This window comes from Streptomyces echinatus (genome assembly GCF_014203595.1).
GTDB lineage: Bacteria > Actinomycetota > Actinomycetes > Streptomycetales > Streptomycetaceae > Streptomyces > Streptomyces echinatus.
Window position 1 is genome coordinate 233104 of sequence record NZ_JACHJK010000007.1, and the last position, 21316, is coordinate 254419.

17 protein-coding genes are annotated in these 21316 nt (G+C 72.7%); 10 read left to right on the plus strand and 7 right to left on the minus strand.

From position 1 onward, the window contains the following. Positions 1–5 precede the first annotated feature (5 nt). The gene (locus FHS34_RS20900) at positions 6–1967 is read left to right on the plus strand and encodes a YncE family protein (RefSeq protein WP_184967626.1); all 1962 of its coding nucleotides are present in this window, start codon (positions 6–8) and stop codon (positions 1965–1967) included. A gap of 14 nt (positions 1968–1981) precedes the next feature. On the opposite strand, the gene FHS34_RS20905 is transcribed toward FHS34_RS20900, so the two are convergent. Together FHS34_RS20905 and FHS34_RS20910 are read right to left on the minus strand one after the other, a co-directional pair. Beyond that, positions 1982–3412 (minus strand): hypothetical protein, encoded by a 1431-nt coding sequence (locus FHS34_RS20905; protein ID WP_184967628.1) that lies wholly within the window; start codon positions 3410–3412, stop codon positions 1982–1984. Positions 3413–3519: 107 nt separating this feature from the next. Next, positions 3520–4683, minus strand: coding sequence for a PP2C family protein-serine/threonine phosphatase (locus FHS34_RS20910; RefSeq protein ID WP_184968101.1), 1164 nt, complete (start codon positions 4681–4683; stop codon positions 3520–3522). Between the two features lie 160 nt (positions 4684–4843). On the opposite strand from FHS34_RS20910, the gene FHS34_RS20915 reads away from it, so the two are divergent. After that, entirely contained in the window at positions 4844–5365 is a 522-nt protein-coding gene (locus FHS34_RS20915; protein WP_184967630.1) for a hypothetical protein, read from the plus strand. Positions 5366–5641: 276 nt separating this feature from the next. After that, positions 5642–6568: a hypothetical protein gene (locus tag FHS34_RS20920; protein ID WP_184967632.1), complete on the plus strand. Its 927-nt coding sequence runs from the start codon at positions 5642–5644 to the stop codon at positions 6566–6568. Here FHS34_RS20920 and FHS34_RS20925 read toward each other — a convergent pair. Continuing rightward, positions 6468–7814 carry an aminotransferase-like domain-containing protein gene (locus tag FHS34_RS20925; RefSeq protein ID WP_184967634.1) on the minus strand — a complete coding sequence of 449 codons (1347 nt, stop codon included), beginning with the start codon at positions 7812–7814 and terminating at the stop codon, positions 6468–6470. The two genes, FHS34_RS20920 and FHS34_RS20925, sit on opposite strands and share 101 nt — an antisense overlap. 88 nt (positions 7815–7902) lie before the next feature. On the opposite strand from FHS34_RS20925, the gene FHS34_RS20930 reads away from it, so the two are divergent. From FHS34_RS20930 to metG, 5 genes are all read left to right on the plus strand, one after another. Next, entirely contained in the window at positions 7903–8685 is a 783-nt protein-coding gene (locus FHS34_RS20930) for an alpha/beta fold hydrolase (protein ID WP_184967636.1), read from the plus strand. Positions 8686–8701: 16 nt separating this feature from the next. Beyond that, positions 8702–9655, plus strand: coding sequence for an endonuclease/exonuclease/phosphatase family protein (locus tag FHS34_RS20935; protein WP_184967638.1), 954 nt, complete (start codon positions 8702–8704; stop codon positions 9653–9655). A gap of 84 nt (positions 9656–9739) precedes the next feature. Beyond that, on the plus strand, positions 9740–11683 hold the full coding sequence (locus FHS34_RS20940; RefSeq protein ID WP_184967640.1) for an FUSC family protein: 1944 nt from the start codon (positions 9740–9742) through the stop codon (positions 11681–11683). 207 nt (positions 11684–11890) lie between these two features. Next, entirely contained in the window at positions 11891–13684 is a 1794-nt protein-coding gene (locus FHS34_RS20945) for a VWA domain-containing protein (protein WP_184967642.1), read from the plus strand. 147 nt (positions 13685–13831) lie between these two features. Beyond that, positions 13832–15547, plus strand: a complete 1716-nt coding sequence (metG, locus tag FHS34_RS20950; protein ID WP_184967644.1) for a methionine--tRNA ligase — start codon at positions 13832–13834, stop codon at positions 15545–15547. Positions 15548–15611: 64 nt separating this feature from the next. On the opposite strand, the gene FHS34_RS20955 is transcribed toward metG, so the two are convergent. Together FHS34_RS20955 and FHS34_RS20960 are read right to left on the minus strand one after the other, a co-directional pair. Next, the gene (locus tag FHS34_RS20955; RefSeq protein WP_161335501.1) at positions 15612–15821 is read right to left on the minus strand and encodes a DUF397 domain-containing protein; all 210 of its coding nucleotides are present in this window, start codon (positions 15819–15821) and stop codon (positions 15612–15614) included. Next, positions 15818–16693 (minus strand): helix-turn-helix domain-containing protein, encoded by an 876-nt coding sequence (locus tag FHS34_RS20960; RefSeq protein WP_161335502.1) that lies wholly within the window; start codon positions 16691–16693, stop codon positions 15818–15820. The genes FHS34_RS20955 and FHS34_RS20960 overlap by 4 nt, the downstream gene beginning before the upstream one ends. Before the next feature lie 420 nt (positions 16694–17113). Here FHS34_RS20960 and FHS34_RS20965 point away from each other — a divergent pair, with 420 nt between their 5' ends. Beyond that, positions 17114–18025, plus strand: coding sequence for a helix-turn-helix domain-containing protein (locus tag FHS34_RS20965; RefSeq protein ID WP_184967646.1), 912 nt, complete (start codon positions 17114–17116; stop codon positions 18023–18025). A gap of 47 nt (positions 18026–18072) precedes the next feature. Here FHS34_RS20965 and FHS34_RS20970 read toward each other — a convergent pair whose 3' ends face one another. Then, entirely contained in the window at positions 18073–18420 is a 348-nt protein-coding gene (locus FHS34_RS20970) for a DoxX family protein (RefSeq protein WP_184967648.1), read from the minus strand. A 92-nt stretch (positions 18421–18512) separates the two neighbouring features. Between FHS34_RS20970 and FHS34_RS20975 the strand changes: the two genes are divergently transcribed. Continuing rightward, on the plus strand, positions 18513–19211 hold the full coding sequence (locus FHS34_RS20975; RefSeq protein WP_184967650.1) for a nucleotidyl transferase AbiEii/AbiGii toxin family protein: 699 nt from the start codon (positions 18513–18515) through the stop codon (positions 19209–19211). 134 nt (positions 19212–19345) lie between these two features. Here FHS34_RS20975 and aspS read toward each other — a convergent pair whose 3' ends face one another. Then, positions 19346–21109 carry an aspartate--tRNA ligase gene (gene aspS, locus FHS34_RS20980; protein ID WP_184967653.1) on the minus strand — a complete coding sequence of 588 codons (1764 nt, stop codon included), beginning with the start codon at positions 21107–21109 and terminating at the stop codon, positions 19346–19348. Positions 21110–21316: the final 207 nt, after the last annotated feature.

The window sequence follows — 21316 nt, forward strand, 5'->3', positions numbered from 1 at the left end:
TCAGCGTGCGCAAGCGCTCTCTCCTTGCCGCCACCACCCTGGCGGCCCTCATCGGCTCGACGGCGCTCGCCGTGCCGTCGTACGCCGACACCGACCGGCCGATTCCGCTCTCGGACGCCGGCGACACCGTGGTGGACGGCGTCCACCAGCACATCTTCCTCGCCGACCGCTACCAGAACCGGATCGTCGTCACCGACGCCACCGGCACGTACACCGGCACCATCACCGGCCTGCCGCAGGTCCGGGACCTCGAACTGAGCCCGGACGGCAACACCCTGTACGCGGCCCTCTACGGCGCCGACAAGATCGTCGCCATCGACACCGCGACGCTCGGGCAGACCGCCGAATACCCGACCGGCGCGGGCACCATGCCGTCCAGCGTCTCCTACGCCGACGGCAAGCTCTGGTTCGGCTACGGCGACCAGTGGGAGTCGGGGCTCGGCGTCGTCGACCTGACCGCCGAGACGCCGAAGGTCACCCTCGACCTGGCCGCCGGACACGACTTCGCCAGCCCGCCCAAGCTGTACGCCGACCCGGACAACCCGGGCACGCTGCTCGCGCTGGACGCGGGCATCAGCTCCGGCCCGATCATCGTGTACGACATCTCCTCCGGCACGCCGGTCATCCGCGTCACCGAGGACAAGGGCGGCTTCTACAAGGACGCGGCTCTCACACCGGACGGCCAGAACGTCGTGGTCGCCGGCCCCGGCACCCGCGCCCTGACCGAGTACCGGCTCTCGGACCTCGCCCAGGTGCGCACGTACCCGGTCAAGGACCAGCCGGAGACGGTCGCCATCGCCCCGGACGGGACCGTCGCGGCCACCGTCCTGGACACCGACGACATCGGTGACACCTACGTCTTCACCAACGGGCCCGCCAAGCCCAGCGTCCGCAACGTCTCCCACAGCTGGATGCCGTGGGGCGCGCACGCCATCAGCTGGTCGGCGGACGGCGCGAAGCTCTTCGTGCAGACGGACCCGGGCTCGAACGCCAAGCTGCACCGGATCGACCGGCCCCGCACGTACGAGGCGACCCTGACGGTGAACGCCCCGACGACGGCGGCCCGTGCCAAGTCCCTCAAGGTCACCGGCAGGCTCACCTCCGGGCTGGCCCTGCCCGCGGGCACCCCGCTGAAGGTGACCCGTACGGACATGGAGTCGCCGAAGGGCAAGTCCCTCGGCACCAGGCCGCTGGGCACCGGCGGCGCGTTCAGCTTCACCGACACGCCCCAGTCCGGGGGCCGGGTCACGTACACGGTGACGTACGAGGGCGACGCCGCGCACACGTCCGCCAAGGCCGCCGACTCCGTCGCGGTCTCCCGCGCCAAGCCGGTGCTGAAGATCAACAACAGCGGCAAGGTGTACGCGTACGGCAAGGACGTCAGGTTCACCGCCCACCTCGGCACGACGTACAAGAACCGTACGGTGGAGATCTGGGCCGACCCGTTCGGCGGCGACAAGCCGAACAAGCGGGTGAAGACCGGCCGGGTCAACTCCCACGGCGACCTGTCGGTCGTCCTGGACCTGCGGCGGGACACCAAGGTCACCGCGAGGTTCAAGGGTGACTCCCGGTACCTGGCCGCGTCCGCCACCAGCACGGTCGGCGCCAAGGTCAGCGTGTCCACGTCGGTGTCCAACCACTACCGGGCGAAGTCGGCGTGGGGCCACACGTACTACTTCTTCCACAAGACCCGGAACCCGCTGATCACGACGAAGATGCCGTACTACCCGGCCCGGGCGCAGAAGTTCGAGTTCGAGGTGTACTACCAGGGCCGCTGGTACCCGGGCGACCCCGCGTACTTCCGGCTGGGCACCGGCGGTGTCTCCAAGGTGACCATCACCGGGAACCACGGCCAGGACGTCGGCTGGCGCTTCCGGGTCCGCTCGTCGTACATCAACGGCTCCTCCGGTGACAGCGTGAACTCCACGACGTACGGCGCCTGGAAGTACTTCACCTTCACCGACTAGGGCTTCGGCCGGGGCTACTGGGCGGCCTGCAGGCGGCCCAGCTGCCGCTGGACGTTCTCCAGCGCGCCGCTCCGGCGCCCCGGCACCCTCAGCCGCAACCGCGCGAGCGCGGGCCCGAGTTCACGGGCCCGCGCCGTGTCCTTGATACGGGCCCACTGGTGGTGGGCGCGGTCCACGGCCGCCTCCACGGCGGGCGCGTCCACCGCCTGCCCCGCGCCCAGCCGCGTCTCGGCCACCGCCAGCCAGGCCCGGCAGCTGCGCACCGGGTCCCCCGCGAACATCGCCAGATCGGCCCGGACCTCGCTCCAGTGCAGCGCCTGCTCGGACCCGGCACCGTACGCCCGCACGGCCTCCTGCTCGTACCGGGCGGCAACCGAATCGGCTTCCCCGTGCCGCCCACCCTGCACCGCATCACTGATGGCAACATGCGGATCAGCCCCCCGAGACCCCGGCGCCGCCCCGGCGAACCGGGGCCCGGGAACGGACTCGGCCGGCCGGACACGGGAGGCGGGCTCGACGGGGGCACTGGCGGGGCGGAGTTCGCGCGTGAGGCCTTCGGTCCGGGGGCCGGGAACGGACTCGGCGGGCGAAGAACCCACCCCCGGCGCACCCGCACCGGCGGCCGTACCCACGCCCATGGCCGTACCCGCGGCCGTACCCGCGGCCGCCGACGGTGAAGGCGCCCCGCTGGGGCCACCCGCACCCGACGACGATGGCGGCACGGGTGGTGCGGGTGGGAGACCCTCCACCGGCCCACCCGCACCCGGCACCGGCACCGGCACGAACCCGCCGGCCGTCGAGAAGCCCGGCGCGTACCCTCCGGCGTGCGCCAGCAGCAGGTTGCCCCTCGTCTCCTCCGGAACACGGGACAGCGCCTGCTGGTGCAGCACGTCCAGGGCCGGCCGGTGACCGCTCCGCAGCAACGTGGCCACCGTCTTCATGTACACCGGCTCGGCCGGCCCCCGCCGCCCGGCACCGGGGGCGACCCGGCCGTACACGGCGGTGTGCGGCCCGCAGTCGAGTCCGCGTTCGGTGAGGTGCCGCCAGGCCTCGGGATCCGCGTGCAGATCGAGGACGAGCGCGGTGTCCGCGGCGGAGCGCAGCCGCAGTTCCTCGCGGATCCACTGCCAGGGGAGCGCGGTGTATCGGACGGTCGCGGGGGTGGTGCGGGCCAGGCCCAGATGGAGCCGGTGCTGGCGGCGGTCCAGGTGCAGCTGCCCGGTGAGATAGAGGGTGAGCGGCCCGGGCGCGGCCGCGGCGGCCCGCAGCCGGGTGAGGACGGCCTGCGGCTCCAGCGGATCGGCGAGTTCCACCACGTTCGCGGTGTCGGTGCCGGACAGCACGGCGGGGGCGACGGCGGCCAGCACCGGCAGGACACCGGCCGCGTCCACCAGGCGCCCCCGGCCCAGCGGCGACGCCGCGAGCAGCAGCACGGTTCCGGGCATCGCTTCCCCCTGTCACCCCGGGGACCCCGGAGACCCTCCGGACCCGAGGACCCCGTAGATCCGCTCTCCAGCCAGCACCGTAGCCGCTGCCGCCGCGAACCGGCGCCTCAGGACCGCAAACGTCCCTGTTCGGGGTCTTCGCCCGGAGCGCCCCCGGCATCCGCCAGCCGTCGCAGCGCGAAGATCGTGGTGTCGTCCTCCAGCCGGCCCCCGCTGTGCCGCAGGACGCCGTCGCGGACCTGGCGGACCAGGTTCCGGGGCTCGGCGCGGCGCGGGTCGGCGCGGACCGCGCGGGCGACCTCACGGGCCAGCTGGTAGAACTCGCCGGGCGTGTCGCGGGCCTCGGTCACCCCGTCGGTGACCAGCAGCAGTGTCTCGTCGGCCGCCAGCGGCACCCGGTGCACGGGCGGCAGGCCGCCCGTGAGGTCGCCGAGGCCGAGCGGGACCCCTTCGCCGCTGGGCAGCTCGCGGACCCCGCGCGGGCCGACGACGAGCGGCGGCTCGTGTCCGAAGTTCGCGATGTCGATCCGCTCCGGGGCGTCGTCGGGGAAGGCGACGAGGACGGCGGTGGCGAAGCGGTCGCCGTCGTCGTGGCCGAGCGCGGTGCTGTGGGAGCGGTGCCGCAGCATCCGGATCTCCAGCCGTTCGGCGACGGTCGCGAGGTCCTTCTCGTGGTAGCCGGCCTCCCGGAAGGTGCCGAGCACCGCCGCGGCCGCCTCCACCGCGCCGAGACCCTTGCCCTGCACGTCTCCGACGAGGACCCGGGTGCCGTGCGGGCTGGGCTGGATGTCGTAGAAGTCGCCGCCGACCCGGGCGTCCGTGTCGGCGGCCAGGTAGACCCCCGCGTGCTCCAGACCGGCCCAGCGCGGCGGCAGGGGGCGCAGCACGGTGCGCCGGGTGGTCTCGGCGATGTCCCGGATGTGCAGCATCCGCCGTTCCTGGCGCACCCGCACGACGGCGGCGAGGGCGGCCAGGACGCCGCCGAGGGCGACCAGGAGGAAGTCGCCGAGTCCGGCCTTGTACTGGTCGGGCCAGGCACTGTCCACGACGATGTACGTCACCACCGACACCACGCCGTAGGCGGCCGTCGTCCACACCCCGCAGATCGCCGCGGCGATGCCCGGCACCAGCACGATCCAGGAGATGATCCGGAAATCCGCGCCGGTGGCGAAGTCCAGCAGGATGACGCCGGCGAGCAGCAGCAGCGGCGGCAGCCACGCGATGCTCCGCCCGCGGACCCACAGCAGGGGGCGGCGCCGCCCGTACTCCATCTCCGTCACGGCCGGCCGCCCTCCATGTCCCTCAGGGAAACACGGGGGAGAACCGCACGCATCCGGGCACCCGTCACCCTCCTGGCCGACTTGCCAGGCCGTGCCCCCCGGTGTGCCCTGGTACCGGGGGCAGAGCGGGGGGAGAGAGAGGAGTGCTCTCATGGCTCAAGCGGCACCCGCGCCCGGCGGTATGCCCCGTCCCGGCCGCACACCGCAGGCGGAGGGCCGGGCGACCGATGTGCACGCCCGCCCGCCCGATGTCTTCGACGCCCGCACCCATGCGATGGCACGGATCGGCGTGCCTGTCGTGCTGGGTCTGGTCTACGGCTACTGGGTGGCGGCCAACAACCGGTCCGGCGGTGAGATCACCGGCTGGAACCTGCTGCTCGGCTTCGTCAGCGCGCTGGTGTTCGCGGTGGTGTGCATGGCGCTGCTGGCGCTGGCCCCGCGGATGCCGCGGGAAGTGCACGCGCTGCTGTGGTCGGCGTTCGTCGGCTGCGCGTTCGGATTCCTGTACAGCCAGAGCGGCAGCTTCCTCTCCACCCAGGGCGCCGGCCAGGGCAGCCGCGACGACCTGGTGCGGTCGGTGCTGATGTCCCTGGCGGTGGCAGCGGTCACCTTCATCGTGGTCTTCTACCGCTACTACACGCGGGAGGACGCCTCCGGGCGCCGGGTCCGCTGAGCGGACGCACCCGCGACACGCGTGGGTCCCGGCCGGAGCGGCCGGGACCCACGCGCTCCCCTGTGCTCCCCCCTGCCGGAGCGGGATCGCGGCCGAGGCCCGGCCCCACGACCCGGAGAGGCCGGACGGCCGATCCCGCCCAGCACCAGGAAACACCCGTTCGGGTGATCCCTCCACCGGGGAGCGGAAACCCCGGTTCCGCCAAGGGGGTTCTTCCGCCGCCCGTTTGCAGTCCCCCCGCTCGCGCGCGGCCCCTCGCGGTCCTTGCCTGGAAGCGTGCCCTCACGACGCCTACGGAGCGCCCTGTCGGCCGTGCTGATCACCCTGTCCTGCCTGCTCGCCCCGTTCGGCGCGCTGGCGGCCTGGGCGGCGTACGGACTGGCCGACACGGGTCGCTACGTCACCACGATGGCGCCGCTCGCCGCCGACCCGGCCGTGCGGGAAGCCGTCGTGGACACGGTCGGTGACGGCATCCTGCGCGCGGTGGGCGAGCACCTGGACGTCCGTCCGATACGCGGTTCGGTCCGGCCGTTCGTGCACGACGCGGTGCGCTCCTTCACCCAGACGCGGGCCTTCCGGCTGGCCTGGGACACCGGCAACCGGGTCACCCACGACGCCGTACTGCGCGCCCTGCGCGAGGCGGACGAGCGCACCGTCACGGTCGACCTGGCCCCCGTCGCCGCCCAGGTCAAGCGCCAGCTCGCCCACGATCACGTGCCGCTCGCCGCACGCATCCCGGTGGAGCACACCGCGGTCGCCGTGCTCCCGGCGGGCCGGCTGACCACGCTCCGGAAGGGGTTCCACGTGCTCGAAGTCGCCGGCTTCTGGCTGCCGGTGGCGGCCGTCGCCTTCGCCGTCGGCGGGATCGCGCTCGCCGTCCACCGGCGCCGGGCCGTCGCCGCCACCGCCCTGGGGACGGCGCTGGGCGGCGCCCTGCTCGCCCTCGCCCTCTCCGTCGGCCGCGGCCTGACCCTGGCCGACCTGCCCCCGGGCGTGTCCCACCCGGCCGCGGGCGCCGTCTACGACGCCCTCACCGGCACCCTGCGCACCGCCGCCTGGCTGCTGCTCGGTCTCGGTCTCGCGGTGGCCCTCCTCGCCTGGCTCACCCGCTGTCTGCGGCTGCCCCGTCCCGCGCGAGTCCGGCGAGGGTCGCCAGCGCCCGGGCCAGCTCCGGCTCCGGGGCCGACCCGAGCCCGAGCCTGACCGCGTCCGGGGTCCGGCCGGGGCCGACACGGAAGGCGGCGCCCGGTGTGACGGCGATCCCGTGCGCCCGCGCGGCGGCCGTGAAGGTGTCCGCGCGCCACGGCGCGGGCAGCTCCCACCAGGCGAAGTAGGCGGCCGGATCGGACCGTACGGCGAACCCGGCCAGTTTCTCGGCGAGCAGCCGCTGCCGCCGCCGGGCGTCCTGCCGCTTGGCGGCCACCAGGCGGTCCACGGTGCCGTCGCCGAGCCAGCGCACGGCCGCCTCCAGCGCGAAGGCGCCCGCGCTCCACCCGCCGGACCGCACCGCCCGCGCCACCGCCTCGACGCGGTCCCCGGGTACGACGGCGAAGCCGACGGTGAGGCCGGGCGCGACCCGCTTGGACAGGCCGTCGACGAGGTGCACCAGCCCCGGCGCGAGAGCGGCGAGCGGGGGTGTGCCGCCCGGGTGCAGGAAGGACCAGATCCGGTCCTCGACCACCGGTATCCCCAGCCTGTGGACAGTTTCGGCCAGCTGCCGCAGCCGCCCGGGGCTCGTCGTGTGCGAGGTGGGGTTGTGCAGGGTGGGCTGGAGGTAGAGGGCGGACAGCGGCGCGCCGCGGTGGGCGGCGGCGACGGAGCCGGGCACGGGTCCCTCGGCGTCCGTGGCCAGCGGGACGAGGACCACGCCGAGGCGGGCCGCGATCTCCTTCACCAGCGGGTACGTCAGCGGTTCCACGCCGACCCGGCCGCCGGGCCGGACCAGGGCGGCGAGGGTGGCGGCGATCGCCTGGCGGGCGTTGCCGGTGAACAGGATCCGCTCCGGCCCGGTCCGCAGCCCGCCCCGGGCGAGCAGGGCGGCCACCGCCTCGCGGGCCGCCGGGGTGCCCGCGGCGGCGGCCGGCCGCAGCGCCTGGCCGAGCGCGTCCGGCCGCAGCAGCGGCGCCAGCGCCGGGGCCAGCAGCTCCGCCTGGCCGGGCGCGGAGGGGTAGTTCAGCTCCAGGTTCACCAGCGGGGCGCCGGCCGCCTCGGTCAGGGTGTGCCCCGGCTGCCCGTCCGGCGCGGTGGCCCGGACGAACGTGCCGCGGCCCACCTCGCCCACCACCAGCCCGCGGCGCACGAGTTCGGCGTAGATCCGGCCGGCCGTCGACGGCGCGATGCCGTGCCGGCGCGCGAACGCCCGCTGCGGCGGCAGCCGTTGGCCGGGGCGGAGCCGTCCGCCGGTGATGTCGGCCGCGATCCGGTCCGCGATGCGCCGGTAGTCGTCCACGAAGTCCCCCTGTTTTCCGGTCCGTTGTATTGCACCGAGGGCAAAGATTTTATTGCACCGAGCGACGGGGCGGACCTAGGGTCGTCACATGCCCCCCTTCCTCGCATACGATGACAAAAACCCCGGAATCTCCTCCCGGGTCCCCCTCGTCCTCGTCCACGGCCATCCCTTCGACCGCACGATGTGGCACCCGCAGCTCGCGGAGTTCGCCGCCGGCCGCCGGGTGATCGCCCCCGATCTGCGCGGCTACGGCGCCTCCCCGGTGACCCCCGGCACGGTCCCGCTCGCCCGCCACGCCCAGGACATCACCGGCCTCCTGGACCACCTCGGCGTGGACACCTGCGTCCTCGCCGGCCTGTCCATGGGCGGCCAGATCGTCATGGAGTGCGCCGCCCGCTCCGGCGACCGGATCCGCGGCCTCGTGCTCGCCGACACCTTCCCCGCCGCCGAGACCCCCGAGGGCGTGCGGAGCCGCAACGCCATGGCCGACCGGCTGCTCGCCGAGGGCATGCGGGGCTACGCCGACGAGGTGCTGGAGAAGATGGTCGCCCCGTACGCCGACCCCGAGGTCAAGGCCCATGTGCACCGCATGATGACGGCCACCTCACCGCAGGGCGCCGCGGCCGCCCTGCGCGGGCGGGCCGAACGCCCCGACTACCGGGACCTGTTGGCGCGGCTGCCGGTGCCCGCCCTCGTCGTCGTCGGCGCCGACGACACCTACACGCCCGTCGCCGACGCCGAGGCCATGCACGCGGCCCTCCCCGACTCCGCCCTGCACGTCGTCGAGGGCGCCGCCCACCTGCCCAACCTGGAACGCCCCCGGGAGTTCAACCGGGCGCTGGGCGAATTCCTGGCGCGGCTGGACGGCTGATCGTAGGCTCGCTCCCGTGAACCAGCGCGGACGCAGGCCCGGCGCCTGGTGTGCCGGTCTGCTGCTCGCCGGGGTGAGCGTCGTGGTCGGCTGCCGGGCCGCCGGCACCGACGGCATCACCCCCGTGCCCCAGTTCCTCGCCTTCCTGCCCTGGCTGCTGGCCCCGGCCGGCTTCGCTCTGCTGTGCGCGCTGCTCGCCCGCTGGTGGCCGGGTGTGGTGTGGGCCGTCGCCGTCCTCGGCCTGCTCGCCTGGTACCTGGATCCGTACGGCGGCACCGGCGAGCCCGACGGCCCGCCCCTCGCCGCGCTCCGCGTGCTGACCTCGAACGTCGAGTTCGGCCGCGGCACCCCCGCCCTGGTCCGGGTGGTGCGGGACCGGCATCCGGACGTGGTCTTCGTGGAGGAGTGCGAGCCGGGGTGCCGGGCCCTGCTGGAGCGCGAGTTCGCGGACGCCTACCCGTACCGCCGGGCCGTCGCGGCGGACGGCTCCAAGGGCTCCCTCATCCTCAGCCGTTTCCCGCTGACCCCGGCCGCGGGCGTCGCCGGCACCATGGGCATGCCCGGTGCCGTGGCCGACGTGCGCGGCCACCCGGTGCGCCTCCAGCTGGCCCACCCCATGCCGCCGCTACCGGGCCAGGTCGGCCTGTGGCACCGCGAACTCGGCCGGCTCCGGGCCTTCGCCGCCGCCGGCCCCGGCATCCCGACCGTCCTGGCCGGCGACTTCAACGCCTCCCAGGACCACGCGGCCTTCCGGCGCATCCTCGACACCGGACTGTCCGACGCCGCCCGCCTCACCGGCCACGACCGCACCCCGAGCTGGCCCTCCCGCACCGCCTCCGTCATCGGCGCCCAGATCGACCACGTCCTGGTCTCCCCCGACTTCTCCGTGACCGACGCCCGCTTCCTGCGCGTGTCCGGCACCGACCACCGCGCCCTCCTGACCGACCTCATGCTGCACGGGCGGAAGTGACGCCGGCCCCCACGGGACCGGGCCCCGGCCACGCACCGGCCCCACCCGACCAGCTCGAATCGGCACATTGGCCATAATGGGCGCATGCCCCGAGAGTTCCCCATCGGCCTCACCCCTCCCGACTGGCTGGTCCGGAACCTCAGGCCCCAACAGGCACCCGTCAACCGGTCCGCCCTGGCCCGTGCCTCCCTCGCCATGGCCCTCCCCCTGGCGCTCGGCCTCGCCGCCGGCCGCCCGGCCTACGGCGCCCTCGCCTCCATGGGCGCCCTGTCCGGCGTCATCGGCGACACCGCCGACGCCTACCGCATGCGCATCCTCAACATCGCCGTCCCGCAGCTGTTCGGCGCGGTCGGCGTGACCCTGGGCACGCTGGCGTACGGCCACGGCTGGTACGCGGTGGCCGCGGTCACCGGCGTCGCCCTGGTCTCCGGCATGATCTCGACGATCGGTGCGGTGGCCTCGGTCTCCGGCCTGCTCCTGCTCCTCAACTGCGTGGTGGGCGCGGGCCTGCCGCTGCCGCAGCCCTGGTGGCTGGCCCCCGTCCTGATGACCGGCGGCGGCCTCCTGGTCCTGCTGCTGGCCCTGCTGGCCTGGCCGCTGCGCGCGGGAGTGCCCGAACGGGCGGCGGTCGCGGCCACCTACCGCACGGTCGCCGACCTGCTCGCCGCCGCCGGCACGGACCGCGCCGAGGAGTACGAGGAGGCCCGGCGCACCGTCACCCAGTCCCTGAACCAGTCGTACGACCTGATCCTGGCCCGGCGCGCCCGCCACCATGGACGCAGCCCCGAACTCACCCGCATGCTGGCCCGGTTGAACGCCATCACCCCGGTGATCGAGGCGGCACCCGCGGCCCACCTGGCGGCCCGCCCGCTCCCGCCCGAGATCCCCGAGGCGCTCCACCGGCTGGCCCGCGCCGTGGAGACCGACGACGCCTCCCCGCCGCCCCTCCGCCTCCCGCTGCCCACCACGGAGACGGCCCGCGCGGTCGACCACGCCCTGCGCCACACGGCCGAGGTCGTGACCGCGCCCGACGTCGACCCCCGGGGCATCGACGACCGCCTGGGCCGGCCGGCCGCGCTCGGCATCCGCACCGCCCGCGCCGCCCGCAGCGTCGTGCTGTCCGCCAACTCCTGGCGCTACGGCGTACGCCTGGCGGTCTGCATCGGCATCGCCCAGTCCCTGGTCTCCCTCGTCCCCGTGGCCCGCTCCTACTGGGTCGCGCTGACCGTCACCTTCATCCTCAAACCGGACTTCGGCTCGGTCTTCTCCCGCGCCCTGCTGCGCGCCCTGGGCACGGTGGCGGGTCTGGTGGTGGCGGCGGTGGTCCTGGCCGAGGTCCCCCTGGGCTGGTGGGACGTCCCGGCGCTCCTCCTCCTGGCCCCGCTCGTCCCGGCCCTCACCCCGCGGGGCTACGGCTTCCAGACGGCGGCCATCACGCCGGTGATCCTCCTCCTCTCCGACATCCTCAACCACCAGGGCACGGCCCTGTTGCTGCCGCGGCTGAACGATTCGCTGCTGGGCTGCGCGATCGTGCTGACCGCCGGCTATCTGCTGTGGCCCGAGAGCTGGCACACCCGCGTGGGCGACCGCCTGGCCGACGCGGTGGCCGACACGGCGGCCTATGTCGAGGCGGCGTTCGGCGACGGCACCGACCCGTCCGCCCGCGCCCGGATGCGCCGCCGCCTCTACCGCGACCTGTCCGTCATCCGGACGGAATTCCAGCGGGCCCTGACCGAGCCGCCGCCGACGGGCCGGCGCGCCGCCGCGTGGTGGCCGCTGGTCGTCGCCGTGGAACGCATCGTGGACGCCACGACGGCGGCCCGGGTGCGCGTCCGCCACGGGGCGCCGCCCCCGTCCACCGGCGAGATCGCCCAGGTGACCCTGCAGCTGCGGGAGCTGTCCGAGGGCGTACGCCGGGCGGAGACCCTGATCGCCGTCCGCACCGACCTCACCGGGCCGGCGGGGAGCGTTCTTGAGCCCCTGCGCCAGGAGGTGGCGGCGGCCCGCGCGATCACGTCGCCGCACTGACCCACCACGACGGCCCGAACGACCACGTCCCCGCATGGACAGGCGACAGCGGCCCGCACCACGTCGTTCCCCCCACCGGCTGGTCGCGGCGGCCCGTGCGATCACGTACCCGTACTGACGCGGTGCCGTGACCCGGGGCCGCTAACCTTACGTGTCCGTCCTGGCCAGCGATTGACGGGTTACAACCTCACGCGAAGGGTTGCGCACATGGGCATTCTCACTCTCCTGCGAAACGCATTCGGCCGCTCACGCAAGTCACGAGCCACCGAGGCGGAGGGTGCGGACCTGACCCCCGCGCAGACCCCGCCCACGGCCGAGCCGACGACCGCGTCCGTCCCCGAGCCCCGCCAGTCCTCCGCGGAGGACCGCGAACTGGACGAGCACGAACTGGTGGCGGCGGCCTTCGACAACGTCAAGGTCCCCCACCAGCCGGACTCCCCGGAGACCGCCCCGGCCGAGGCCGAGGCCCAGAAGGCCGAGGAGCCGACTCCGGCACGGCCCGAGTCCGAGGCGGCCAAGGCCGAGGAGCCGGCCCCGGCGGAGCCCGAGGCCGAGGCCGAGGTGGAGGCGGAGAAGACCGAGGCCGTCGAGGCCGCGGAGCAGGCCGAGTCCGAGGCCGAGCCCCAGGAAACGCCCGCAGCGGAGTCTTCGGCCGAGGAGACGACTCCCGCCGAGCCGGCGACCGAGGCGAAGACCGAGCAGGCACAGGAGCCGGAGCCGAGCGCGAACTCGACCGAGGACACCCCCGAGCCGGCCCCGGTCGAAACGGAGCCCGAGCAGGAGCAGGTCACTGAACCGGAAGCCGCAGCGACGGCCGAGCCGGAAGCCGAGGTCGAGACGACGACCGAGCCGGTAGCCGAAGCGCAGACGGTGACCGAGCCGGTAGCCGAAGCGCAGACGGTGACTGAACCAGAAGCGGAGGCGGAGCCGGCAGCCCAGGCCGAGGTGACGGCCGTGCCGGAGTCCGAAGCGGTGGCCGAGCCGGTCGGTGTGGAGGCAGCCGCGGAAGCGGAAGCTGTCGCCGCAGAGACGGCGGAGCCGCAAGTGGCGGCCGAGGCCGGTGCGGACGTGGAGCCCGCGGCAGAAGCCGAAGCGGCAGCAGAGCGGAAGGCCGAGGAGCCGGAGGCCGAGGAGCCGGCCACCGCCCCGCAGGCCGCCGACGGCGAGGACACCCCGCAGGGGCCACCCGCACTCGACGACGAAACCCGCACGGGTGGTGCGGGTGGGAACACCGACGCCGAAGGCGAAGCCGAGGCGGAGGTGACCGAAGGCGAAGCCGAGACGGACGTGGCCGCCGAGACGGACGTGGCCGCAGACTCCGACGGCAAGCCCACGCCCGCCATCCCCCTCACCAAGGTCAAGTCCGCCACCCCGAACCTCACCACCGCCTACAAGGCCGCCACCACCCCCCTCAGGAAGGCCGACCTCACCGGCACCCGAGCGAAGCTCTACCTCGTACTGGACCGCTCCGCGAGCATGCGCCCGTACTACAAGGACGGCTCCGCCCAGGCCCTCGCCGACCAGACCCTCGCCCTCGCCGCCCACCTCGACCCCGAGGCCACGGTCCACGTCGTCTTCTTCTCCACGGAGATCGACGGCACCACCGACCTCACCCTCACCCCGGACCACGAGACGAAGATCGACGACGTGCACGCCGGCCTCGGCCGCATGGGCCGTACCAGCTACCACGCCGCCGTCGAGGCCGTACTCGCCCATTACGAGAAGAACGCCACCCCCGGCACCCCGGCCCTGGTCGTGTTCCAGACCGACGGCGCCCCGGACGCCAAGACCCCCGCGACCCAGGCCCTCACCACGGCAGCGGAGTCGCACCCCGCCGTCTTCTTCTCCTTCGTCGCCTTCGGCGAGCACGACAACAAGGCCTTCGACTACCTCCGCAGGCTCAAGACCGCCAACACGTCCTTCTTCCACGCGGGCCCCACCCCCCGCGAGCTGACGGACACCGAGCTGTACGAGGGCGTCCTCACCGACTGGCGCCCGTAACCACCGGGCACCCCGCACAGTCACCCTCGGTGACCCCCTGGCCGCCCCTTCCCACCCTGCAAAACGGGAAGCGGGCGGCCCACCCGTGTCGGCTACGATTTCAAGGTTCGAAACCGCAGAAAAAGCAGCGACCTGGGAGCAGCCACGATGGCTCGACACCTCATCACCAGCGCCCTTCCGTACATCAACGGGATCAAGCACCTGGGCAACATGGTGGGGTCCATGCTCCCGGCGGACGTGTACTCCCGGTACCTCCGCCAGACCGGTCACGACGTCCTGTACATCTGCGCGACGGACGAGCACGGCACCCCCGCCGAGCTGGCCGCCAAGGAGCAGGGCCTGCCCGTGGCCGAGTTCTGCGCGCAGGCGCACGACGCCCAGAAGGCGGTCTACGACGGCTTCGCGCTCGCGTTCGACTACTTCGGCCGCAGCTCCAGCCCGGAGAACCGCGAGATCACCCAGCACTTCGCCCGCAAGCTGAACGAGAACGGCTTCATCGAGGAGCGGGCGATCCGCCAGGTCTACAGCCCGGCCGACGGCCGCTTCCTGCCCGACCGCTATGTCGAGGGCACCTGCCCGCACTGCGGCTACGACAAGGCCCGCGGCGACCAGTGCGAGAACTGCACGCGCGTGCTGGACCCCACCGACCTGATCAACCCGCGCTCGGCGATCTCCGGCTCCACCGACCTGGAGGTCCGCGAGACCAAGCACCTCTTCCTGCTCCAGTCCAAGCTGCAGCACGAGGTCGAGGCGTGGGTCGCCCGGCACGAGGACGACTGGCCGCAGCTCGCCTCCTCCATCGCCCGCAAGTGGCTGAACGAGGGCCTGCACGACCGGGCGATCACCCGTGACCTGGACTGGGGCGTCCCGGTCCCGGCGGACACCTGGCCGGAGCTGGCGGCCGAGGGCAAGGTCTTCTACGTCTGGTTCGACGCCCCGATCGAGTACATCGGCGCGACGAAGGAGTGGGCCGACCAGGACCCGGCCAACCGCGACTGGAAGTCGTGGTGGTTCGAGGCGGACGACACCGTCCGCTACACCGAGTTCATGGCCAAGGACAACGTCCCCTTCCACACCGTGATGTTCCCGGCCACCGAGCTGGGCGTGCGCGAGCCGTGGAAGAAGGTGGACTACGTCAAGGCGTTCAACTGGCTGACGTACTACGGCGGGAAGTTCTCCACCTCGCAGAAGCGGGGCGTCTTCACCGACCAGGCCCTGGCCATCCTGCCCGCCGACTACTGGCGCTATTTCCTGATCGCCAACGCCCCCGAGTCGGACGACTCGTCCTTCACCTGGGAGCACTTCACCGCCACGGTGAACAAGGACCTGGCCGACACCCTCGGCAACTTCGTCAACCGCGTGCTGTCCTTCAGCAAGAAGCGCTTCGGCGAGGAGGTCCCGGCCGGCGGCGAGCCCGGCGAGGCCGAGGCGAAGCTCGGCGAGGAGATCGCGACGCTCCTCGCGGAGTACGAGTCCCACATGGAGGCCCTGCAGTTCCGCAAGGCCGCCGCCGCCCTGCGTGCCCTGTGGTCGGCCGGCAACTCCTACCTGGAGGAGAAGGCCCCCTGGCTGGAGATCAAGACGAACAAGGAGGGCGCCGCCCTCACCCTGCGTACGGCGATGAACCTCATCCACCTGTACGCGGTGGTCTCCGAGCCGTTCATCCCGGCGACGGCCAAGGTCATGCGCGAGGCGTTCGCCCTGCCGCAGGACACCGCCGCCTGGGTCACCGCCGAGGAGGCGAAGGCCCTGGCCTCCGTCCCGTCCGGCACCCCGTTCACGGTCCCGCCGGTGCTGTTCGCCAAGCTGACGGACGAGGACCTGGAGACGTACAAGGAGCGCTTCGGCGGCGAGGAAGGCTGACCCTCCTCATGTCCGCGCCCCGCGTCCGGTGACCACCGGGTGCGGGGCGCGTGCCGTTCCTGCGTCAGCGTTCCGAGGCGTACGCCACGAAGTCCGTCCAGGCATCGGACGTGAGCGCCAGACGGGGACCGTCGACGTTCTTGGAGTCACGGACGTGCACCGTGCCGGGAGTGACGGCGAGCTCGACGCAGGAGTTCCCGTCGTTCCCACCGCTGTAGCTGCTCTTGAACCACGCCAGCTCGGAGGCGTCCCCGGCGGTGGTCTTGCGGATCATGTCTCTCCCAGCAGTTGTTCGATGAAGGCCAGCGACTCCCGCGGGGAGAGCGCCTGAGCCCGGATCGTGCCATACCGCAGCTCAAGGATGCGCAGGTGTCTGGGTTCGGAGATCGGACGGCCGTTGAACGCGCCATCAGAGCGCCCCACTGCCGTGCCCTCCGGAAACTTCAGCAGTTCGATGCGACCGTCCAGACCGGAGTGGGTGTCACAGTTCATCGGCATCACCTGAAGCACGACGTTGTGCAATCGCCCCACCTCCAGCAGGCGTTCCAGCTGCTGACGCCACACCATTGTGCCTCCGATGGGGCGCCGCAGTACCCCCTCTTCCAGGACGAAGCTGAGCGCTGGCGCGGGTGAGCGTTCGAATACCGACTGCCGGGCCAGACGAGCGGCCACCATGCGTTCCACATCGTCCGGCGAGTACGGCGGCTGCGCTGCGCCGATCACGGACCGCGCGTGCTCCGCCGTCTGCAACAGCCCTGGGATGATGTGGCACTCGTAGAGAGCCATCTCGACAGCCTTGGCTTCCAGCTTGCCCAGTTCCCGGACCTTCTTCGGATAGCGGACCCGCTTCACGTCCTCCCAGGCGGCCGCGATGAGTCCCCCGGCCTCCAGCACCTCGTCGGCCCTCTCCAGATACTCCTGCCGGGGGATCCGCTTCCCGCCCTCGACCTTGTAGACCAGGTCCTCCCCGTACCCGACCGCCGCCCCGAACTCGGCGGCCCGCATCCCCACGGCCTCCCGCCGCAGTTTCAGCTGCCGCCCCACGGTGGTGATGACCGCCACGCCCCACTCGTCGTCCGGGTCCACCTCCCACCCCGGCCCATCGGCCTCGTCCTTGAGCCGCCGTACCTCGCCGTCCACCGACATGCCGCGTCCTCCGTCGTACCGCTGGACAGTCACCCTGCGTATCAACGCCGTGACTGTTCACGGTAAGCACGCACCGCCACGCCCGGTGATGCGAACGGGGAAAAGTCCACCCGACTTCTCTCGCGCAGTGCCCACTTCGGCATGCTGCCGTGCCGGAGCCCGATCCCGTGCGCTCCGGTGCCGTCGGCGGTCTCCCCGAGGACCACGAGAGGGAAAAAAAACCCCACCAAGCCCCACCCCTCCCGCCCACGGCGCACGCTCACTCGCCCGAGTGAACATCACGAACTCAGCTGGATCCGGGACCGGTTGTCTGCCCTACGCTCAGCGCAGCACGGCACAACTCCGGACATACAACGGCCCCCGCCGGGACTGGCATCCCGATGCGAGGGCCTGACCACCAAGGAAGCCGAACCCTTCCCGATGGACACTCAAAACACTAGCGCGCGCCCGCACGCCCGGTCCCGTTTCGGCGGGAAAAACCACCCGCACCGGCACTCTCACGGCGGCGGCGTCACCCATGACAACACTCGCCACACCACCCGCTTCACGGTGATCGGCAACCACCTCACCCAGCACCCGGACCTGACGCTCCTGGCGATCGGTCTGGCCTGCCACATCCAGTCCCTTCCCACCGGTGCCCCCATCGACACCAAGACGCTCGCCACCCGCTTCCCGGAGGGCCCGACCCGGATCGCCGCCGCCCTGCGCGAACTCGAAACCCACGGCTATCTCCGCCGCACCCGTGAACGCACGCAGGCCGGCCGCATCGTGACCCGTACCGTCTCCTGCAACCAGCCGGGCCGCCACCGCGACGCGTCCGAAGCGGCAACCGCCGGAGCCCCGGCCCACCGAGCGTCCACCGATCCGCAAAAACCCCGGCGCCGCGCGGTCCTCCCCGCCGTACCGAAGCCCGCGTACGCCTCCCCCGCCCTCCTCCAGGCGGCCACCGAGGTTCTCGCCGGTCTCCGCCGCACGGACCCCCGCCTGATCCTCTCCGCGACCGACGCGGAACATCTCGCCCCCGGCGTCGCCGCCTGGCTGGAGCGGGACCTCACCCCTTCCGCCGTACGCACGGCGCTGACCACGAACCTGCCGAACGAGCCCCTGATCCGTCCGGCCGCCCTCCTCGCCCACCGCCTGACCGCCCAGCTCCCGCCTACGCCCCCGTTCCGCGCGCCGGCCCGGCCACCGGCCGTCCGCCACCCGCTGCAGAACTGCGACGGCTGCGACCAGGCCTTCCGCTCACCGACCCCAGGGCTCTGCCGTGCCTGCTCCACCCGCTACGCCCAGGCGGAGAGCAATCCGGGGCATGAAGATCCGGAGGGGTTCTGAGCCCGGCAGATTGCGGGGCCGGCCGGAGGAATCTCCGGCCGGCCCGGTCAGGCGAGGGAGCCGAGAACGAGAGCCCCGACCACCGGTGCGGCGTAGACGAGCGGGAAGGGGATGTGCGAGTACCACCGCGCCCGCGCCACGGTGATCGCGGCGCCGAGGAAGTAGAGCACCAGCCCGCACCCGGCCAGCACCCCGATCACCGGCACGAACAGGCCGACCACGAGACCGACGGCGCCGGCGGCCTTGGCCAGCCCCAGCGGGGTCCACCACGCGCGCGGCACCCGGTAGTCGTTGAGTGCCTGCACGATCCACTGGGCCCGCATCAGCAGCACGACGCCGGAGAAACCGGCCATGAGCGCGGCGAGCAGGGTGACGACGATCTGGGCGATACGCATGAGAGGCTCCTGGCGAGTGTTCTCCGTGCTTCGGACAACTCTTTGAACCCCGTCGTCGCGCGTGTGTGACAGGAAGCCGGAAAAATCTTCCCGTGGACATTCCCGAACCCCATCGCCGGCTCCTCGCGGACGCCGTCTCGGCGGGCGGCCCGTACGGTCTGGTGCTGGCCGGCGGCTACGCCCTCCAGGCGCACGGCCTGGTCCGCCGCCCGCACGCCGACCTCGACTTCGCCACCGAGAACGCCGAGGGCATGGAGCGCATCGCCGGTGCCCTCGCCGCGACGCTGGAGGCACGAGGGCGACGCGTCCGGGCCGGGGACGTCAGCGCGCTCGGCGCGCGGCTGACGGTCACCGACCCGGCGAGCGGCGAGACCTGCGAACTGGCCCTGCACAAGGAGGCCTTCTGGCAGTCGCCGGAACTCACCGAGTACGGCCCGGCCCTCTCCCTGGAGGACGCCGTCGGGACGAAGATCCGCGCGCTGTACGACCGGGGCGCGGCCGTCGATCTCATCGACGCGCGGGCCGCCGCGGCCCGGTTCTCCCTGCCGGATCTGGAGGAGCTGGGCCGCCGCCACGCCCACGACCCCTTCGACCTGCCCACACTGCAGTCCCGGCTGACGGGCACGGACTTCTACGCCGACCGGGACTTCGTCCGGTACGGGCTGAGCGAGCAGGAGGTCACCGCCCTGCGCGTCTGGGCCCAGCACTGGTCCGACGACATCGCCGAGCGGCTGATGGAGGACGGAGCGTCCCCGGACGCCGATTCCGACGAGCGGGAGCAGGGCGACTGACGACGGCCGCCCTCGTGCGACGTCCTGCGGGACCGTGGGGACGCAGCCCGTCGCCGGGGCCGGAGACGGCTGTGCGCGCCGGTCGTCGAGAGCGAGTCAGGACAGACCGGCGCGCACAGGCGGAGCCGTGCCGCTTACTTCGGCTGCGGCTTGCGGATGCTCAGGTGCAGCTCACGCAGGCGGGACTCCTCCAGCTCGGTCGGCGCGCCCATCATCAGGTCCTGGGCGTTGCCGTTGAGCGGGAAGGCGATCGTCTCGCGGATGTTGGGCTCGTCCGCGAGGAGCATGACGATGCGGTCCACACCCGGGGCGATGCCGCCGTGCGGCGGGGCGCCGAAGCGGAACGCGCGGAGCATGCCGGCGAACTTCTCCTCGACGGTCTCACGGTCGTAGCCCGCGATCTCGAAGGCCTTGAGCATGATGTCCGGCTCGTGGTTCCGGATCGCGCCGGAGGACAGCTCGACGCCGTTGCAGACGATGTCGTACTGCCAGCCCAGGATGTCCAGCGGGTCCTGGGTCTCCAGGGCCTCAAGACCGCCCTGCGGCATGGAGAAGGGGTTGTGCGAGAAGTCGATCGCGCCGGTCTCCTCGTCCTTCTCGTACATCGGGAAGTCGACGATCCAGCAGAAGCGGAAGACGTTCTCCTCGAAGTGGCCGGCGCGCTTGGCGGCCTCGACGCGGACCGCGCCCATGATCTTGGAGACCTCGTCGAACTCGCCCGCGCCGAAGAAGATGGCGTGGCCGGCGGCCAGCGAGAGGCGCTTGGTCAGCTCGGCGACGTTCTCCTCGGTGAGGAACTTCGCGATCGGGCCGGACAGCGTGCCGTCCTCGCCGACGCGGACCCAGGCCAGGCCCTTCGCACCCAGCGACACGGCGAAGTCGCCGAGCTGGTCGAAGAACTTGCGCGGCTGGTCCTGGACGGCCGGGACGGGCAGCGCGCGCACGTGCTTGCCGGCGAAGGCCTTGAACTCCGAGCCCTCGAAGACGTCGGTGATGTCCACCAGTTCCAGCTGGGCGCGCAGATCCGGCTTGTCGGAGCCGTACTTGAGCATCGCCTCGCGGAACGGGATCCGCGGGAAGGGGGACGTCACATGACGGCCGTTGCCGAACTCCTCGAACAGCTCGGTCATCAGCCGCTCGATCGGCTGGAAGACGTCCTCCTGCTCGACGAAGCTCATCTCGACGTCGAGCTGGTAGAACTCGCCCGGCGAGCGGTCGGCGCGGGCGTCCTCGTCGCGGAAGCAGGGCGCGATCTGGAAGTAGCGGTCGAAGCCGGAGATCATCAGCAGCTGCTTGAACTGCTGCGGGGCCTGCGGCAGGGCGTAGAACTTGCCCGGGTGCAGCCGGGAGGGCACCACGAAGTCGCGGGCGCCCTCGGGCGAGGTGGCGGACAGGATCGGCGTCGCCATCTCGTTGAAGCCGAGCGCCGTCATCTTGTGCCGGATCGCCGAGATGACCGCCGTACGCAGCATGATGTTGCGGTGCATGCGCTCGCGGCGCAGGTCCAGGAAGCGGTACTCCAGGCGCCGCTCCTCGTTGACCCCGTCCTCGGCGTTGATCGTGAAGGGCAGGGGCTGCGCCGAACCGAGCAGCTCGACCTCGGCGACCTCGACCTCGATCTCGCCGGTGGGCAGCTCGGCGTTCACGTTCTCGGTTCCACGTGAAACAACGCGGCCGTCGATGCGGACCGTGGACTCCTTGGAGATCTTGTCCAGGGCCTCGTACGCGGGGGTGCCGGGGCGGGCGACCAGCTGCGTGATGCCGTAGTGGTCGCGCAGATCGATGAAGAGGATGCCGCCCAGGTCGCGCCGATTGTGCAGCCAGCCGCTCAGCCGGACGTCGGTGCCGACGTCAGAGGCGCGGAGCTGGCCGCAGGTGTGGGACCTGTACCGATGCATCGTCGTTCATCGTCCTTCGTGGTGGGGTTTCTCCTGCCGGCTCTGCGGACCGGCAGGAACGGGCACGGGGCCCGGACCCATCAAGGGTACCGGGCACGCCAAGATCGGCTCCCCACCATTTCCCCGGCCGCCCGCGCACCGGCTCCGGCCCCTCGGAGATAGCTACAACTGTGACATCGGCCCCATCAGATCTCCCTACAGTGGCAC

Excerpts from the sequence above, each read along its gene's own strand:
- FHS34_RS20910 (WP_184968101.1), bottom strand. The coding sequence starts at position 4,683 with ATGGAGTACGGGCGGCGCCGCCCCCTGCTGTGGGTCCGCGGGCGGAGC.
- FHS34_RS20930 (WP_184967636.1), top strand. The coding sequence starts at position 7,903 with ATGCCCCCCTTCCTCGCATACGATGACAAAAACCCCGGAATCTCCTCC.
- FHS34_RS20965 (WP_184967646.1), top strand. The coding sequence starts at position 17,114 with ATGGACACTCAAAACACTAGCGCGCGCCCGCACGCCCGGTCCCGTTTC.
- aspS (WP_184967653.1), bottom strand. The coding sequence starts at position 21,109 with ATGCATCGGTACAGGTCCCACACCTGCGGCCAGCTCCGCGCCTCTGAC.
- FHS34_RS20945 (WP_184967642.1), top strand. The coding sequence starts at position 11,891 with ATGGGCATTCTCACTCTCCTGCGAAACGCATTCGGCCGCTCACGCAAG.
- FHS34_RS20940 (WP_184967640.1), top strand. The coding sequence starts at position 9,740 with ATGCCCCGAGAGTTCCCCATCGGCCTCACCCCTCCCGACTGGCTGGTC.
- FHS34_RS20955 (WP_161335501.1), bottom strand. The coding sequence starts at position 15,821 with ATGATCCGCAAGACCACCGCCGGGGACGCCTCCGAGCTGGCGTGGTTC.
- FHS34_RS20915 (WP_184967630.1), top strand. The coding sequence starts at position 4,844 with ATGGCTCAAGCGGCACCCGCGCCCGGCGGTATGCCCCGTCCCGGCCGC.
- FHS34_RS20905 (WP_184967628.1), bottom strand. The coding sequence starts at position 3,412 with ATGCCCGGAACCGTGCTGCTGCTCGCGGCGTCGCCGCTGGGCCGGGGG.
- FHS34_RS20960 (WP_161335502.1), bottom strand. The coding sequence starts at position 16,693 with ATGTCGGTGGACGGCGAGGTACGGCGGCTCAAGGACGAGGCCGATGGG.
- metG (WP_184967644.1), top strand. The coding sequence starts at position 13,832 with ATGGCTCGACACCTCATCACCAGCGCCCTTCCGTACATCAACGGGATC.
- FHS34_RS20970 (WP_184967648.1), bottom strand. The coding sequence starts at position 18,420 with ATGCGTATCGCCCAGATCGTCGTCACCCTGCTCGCCGCGCTCATGGCC.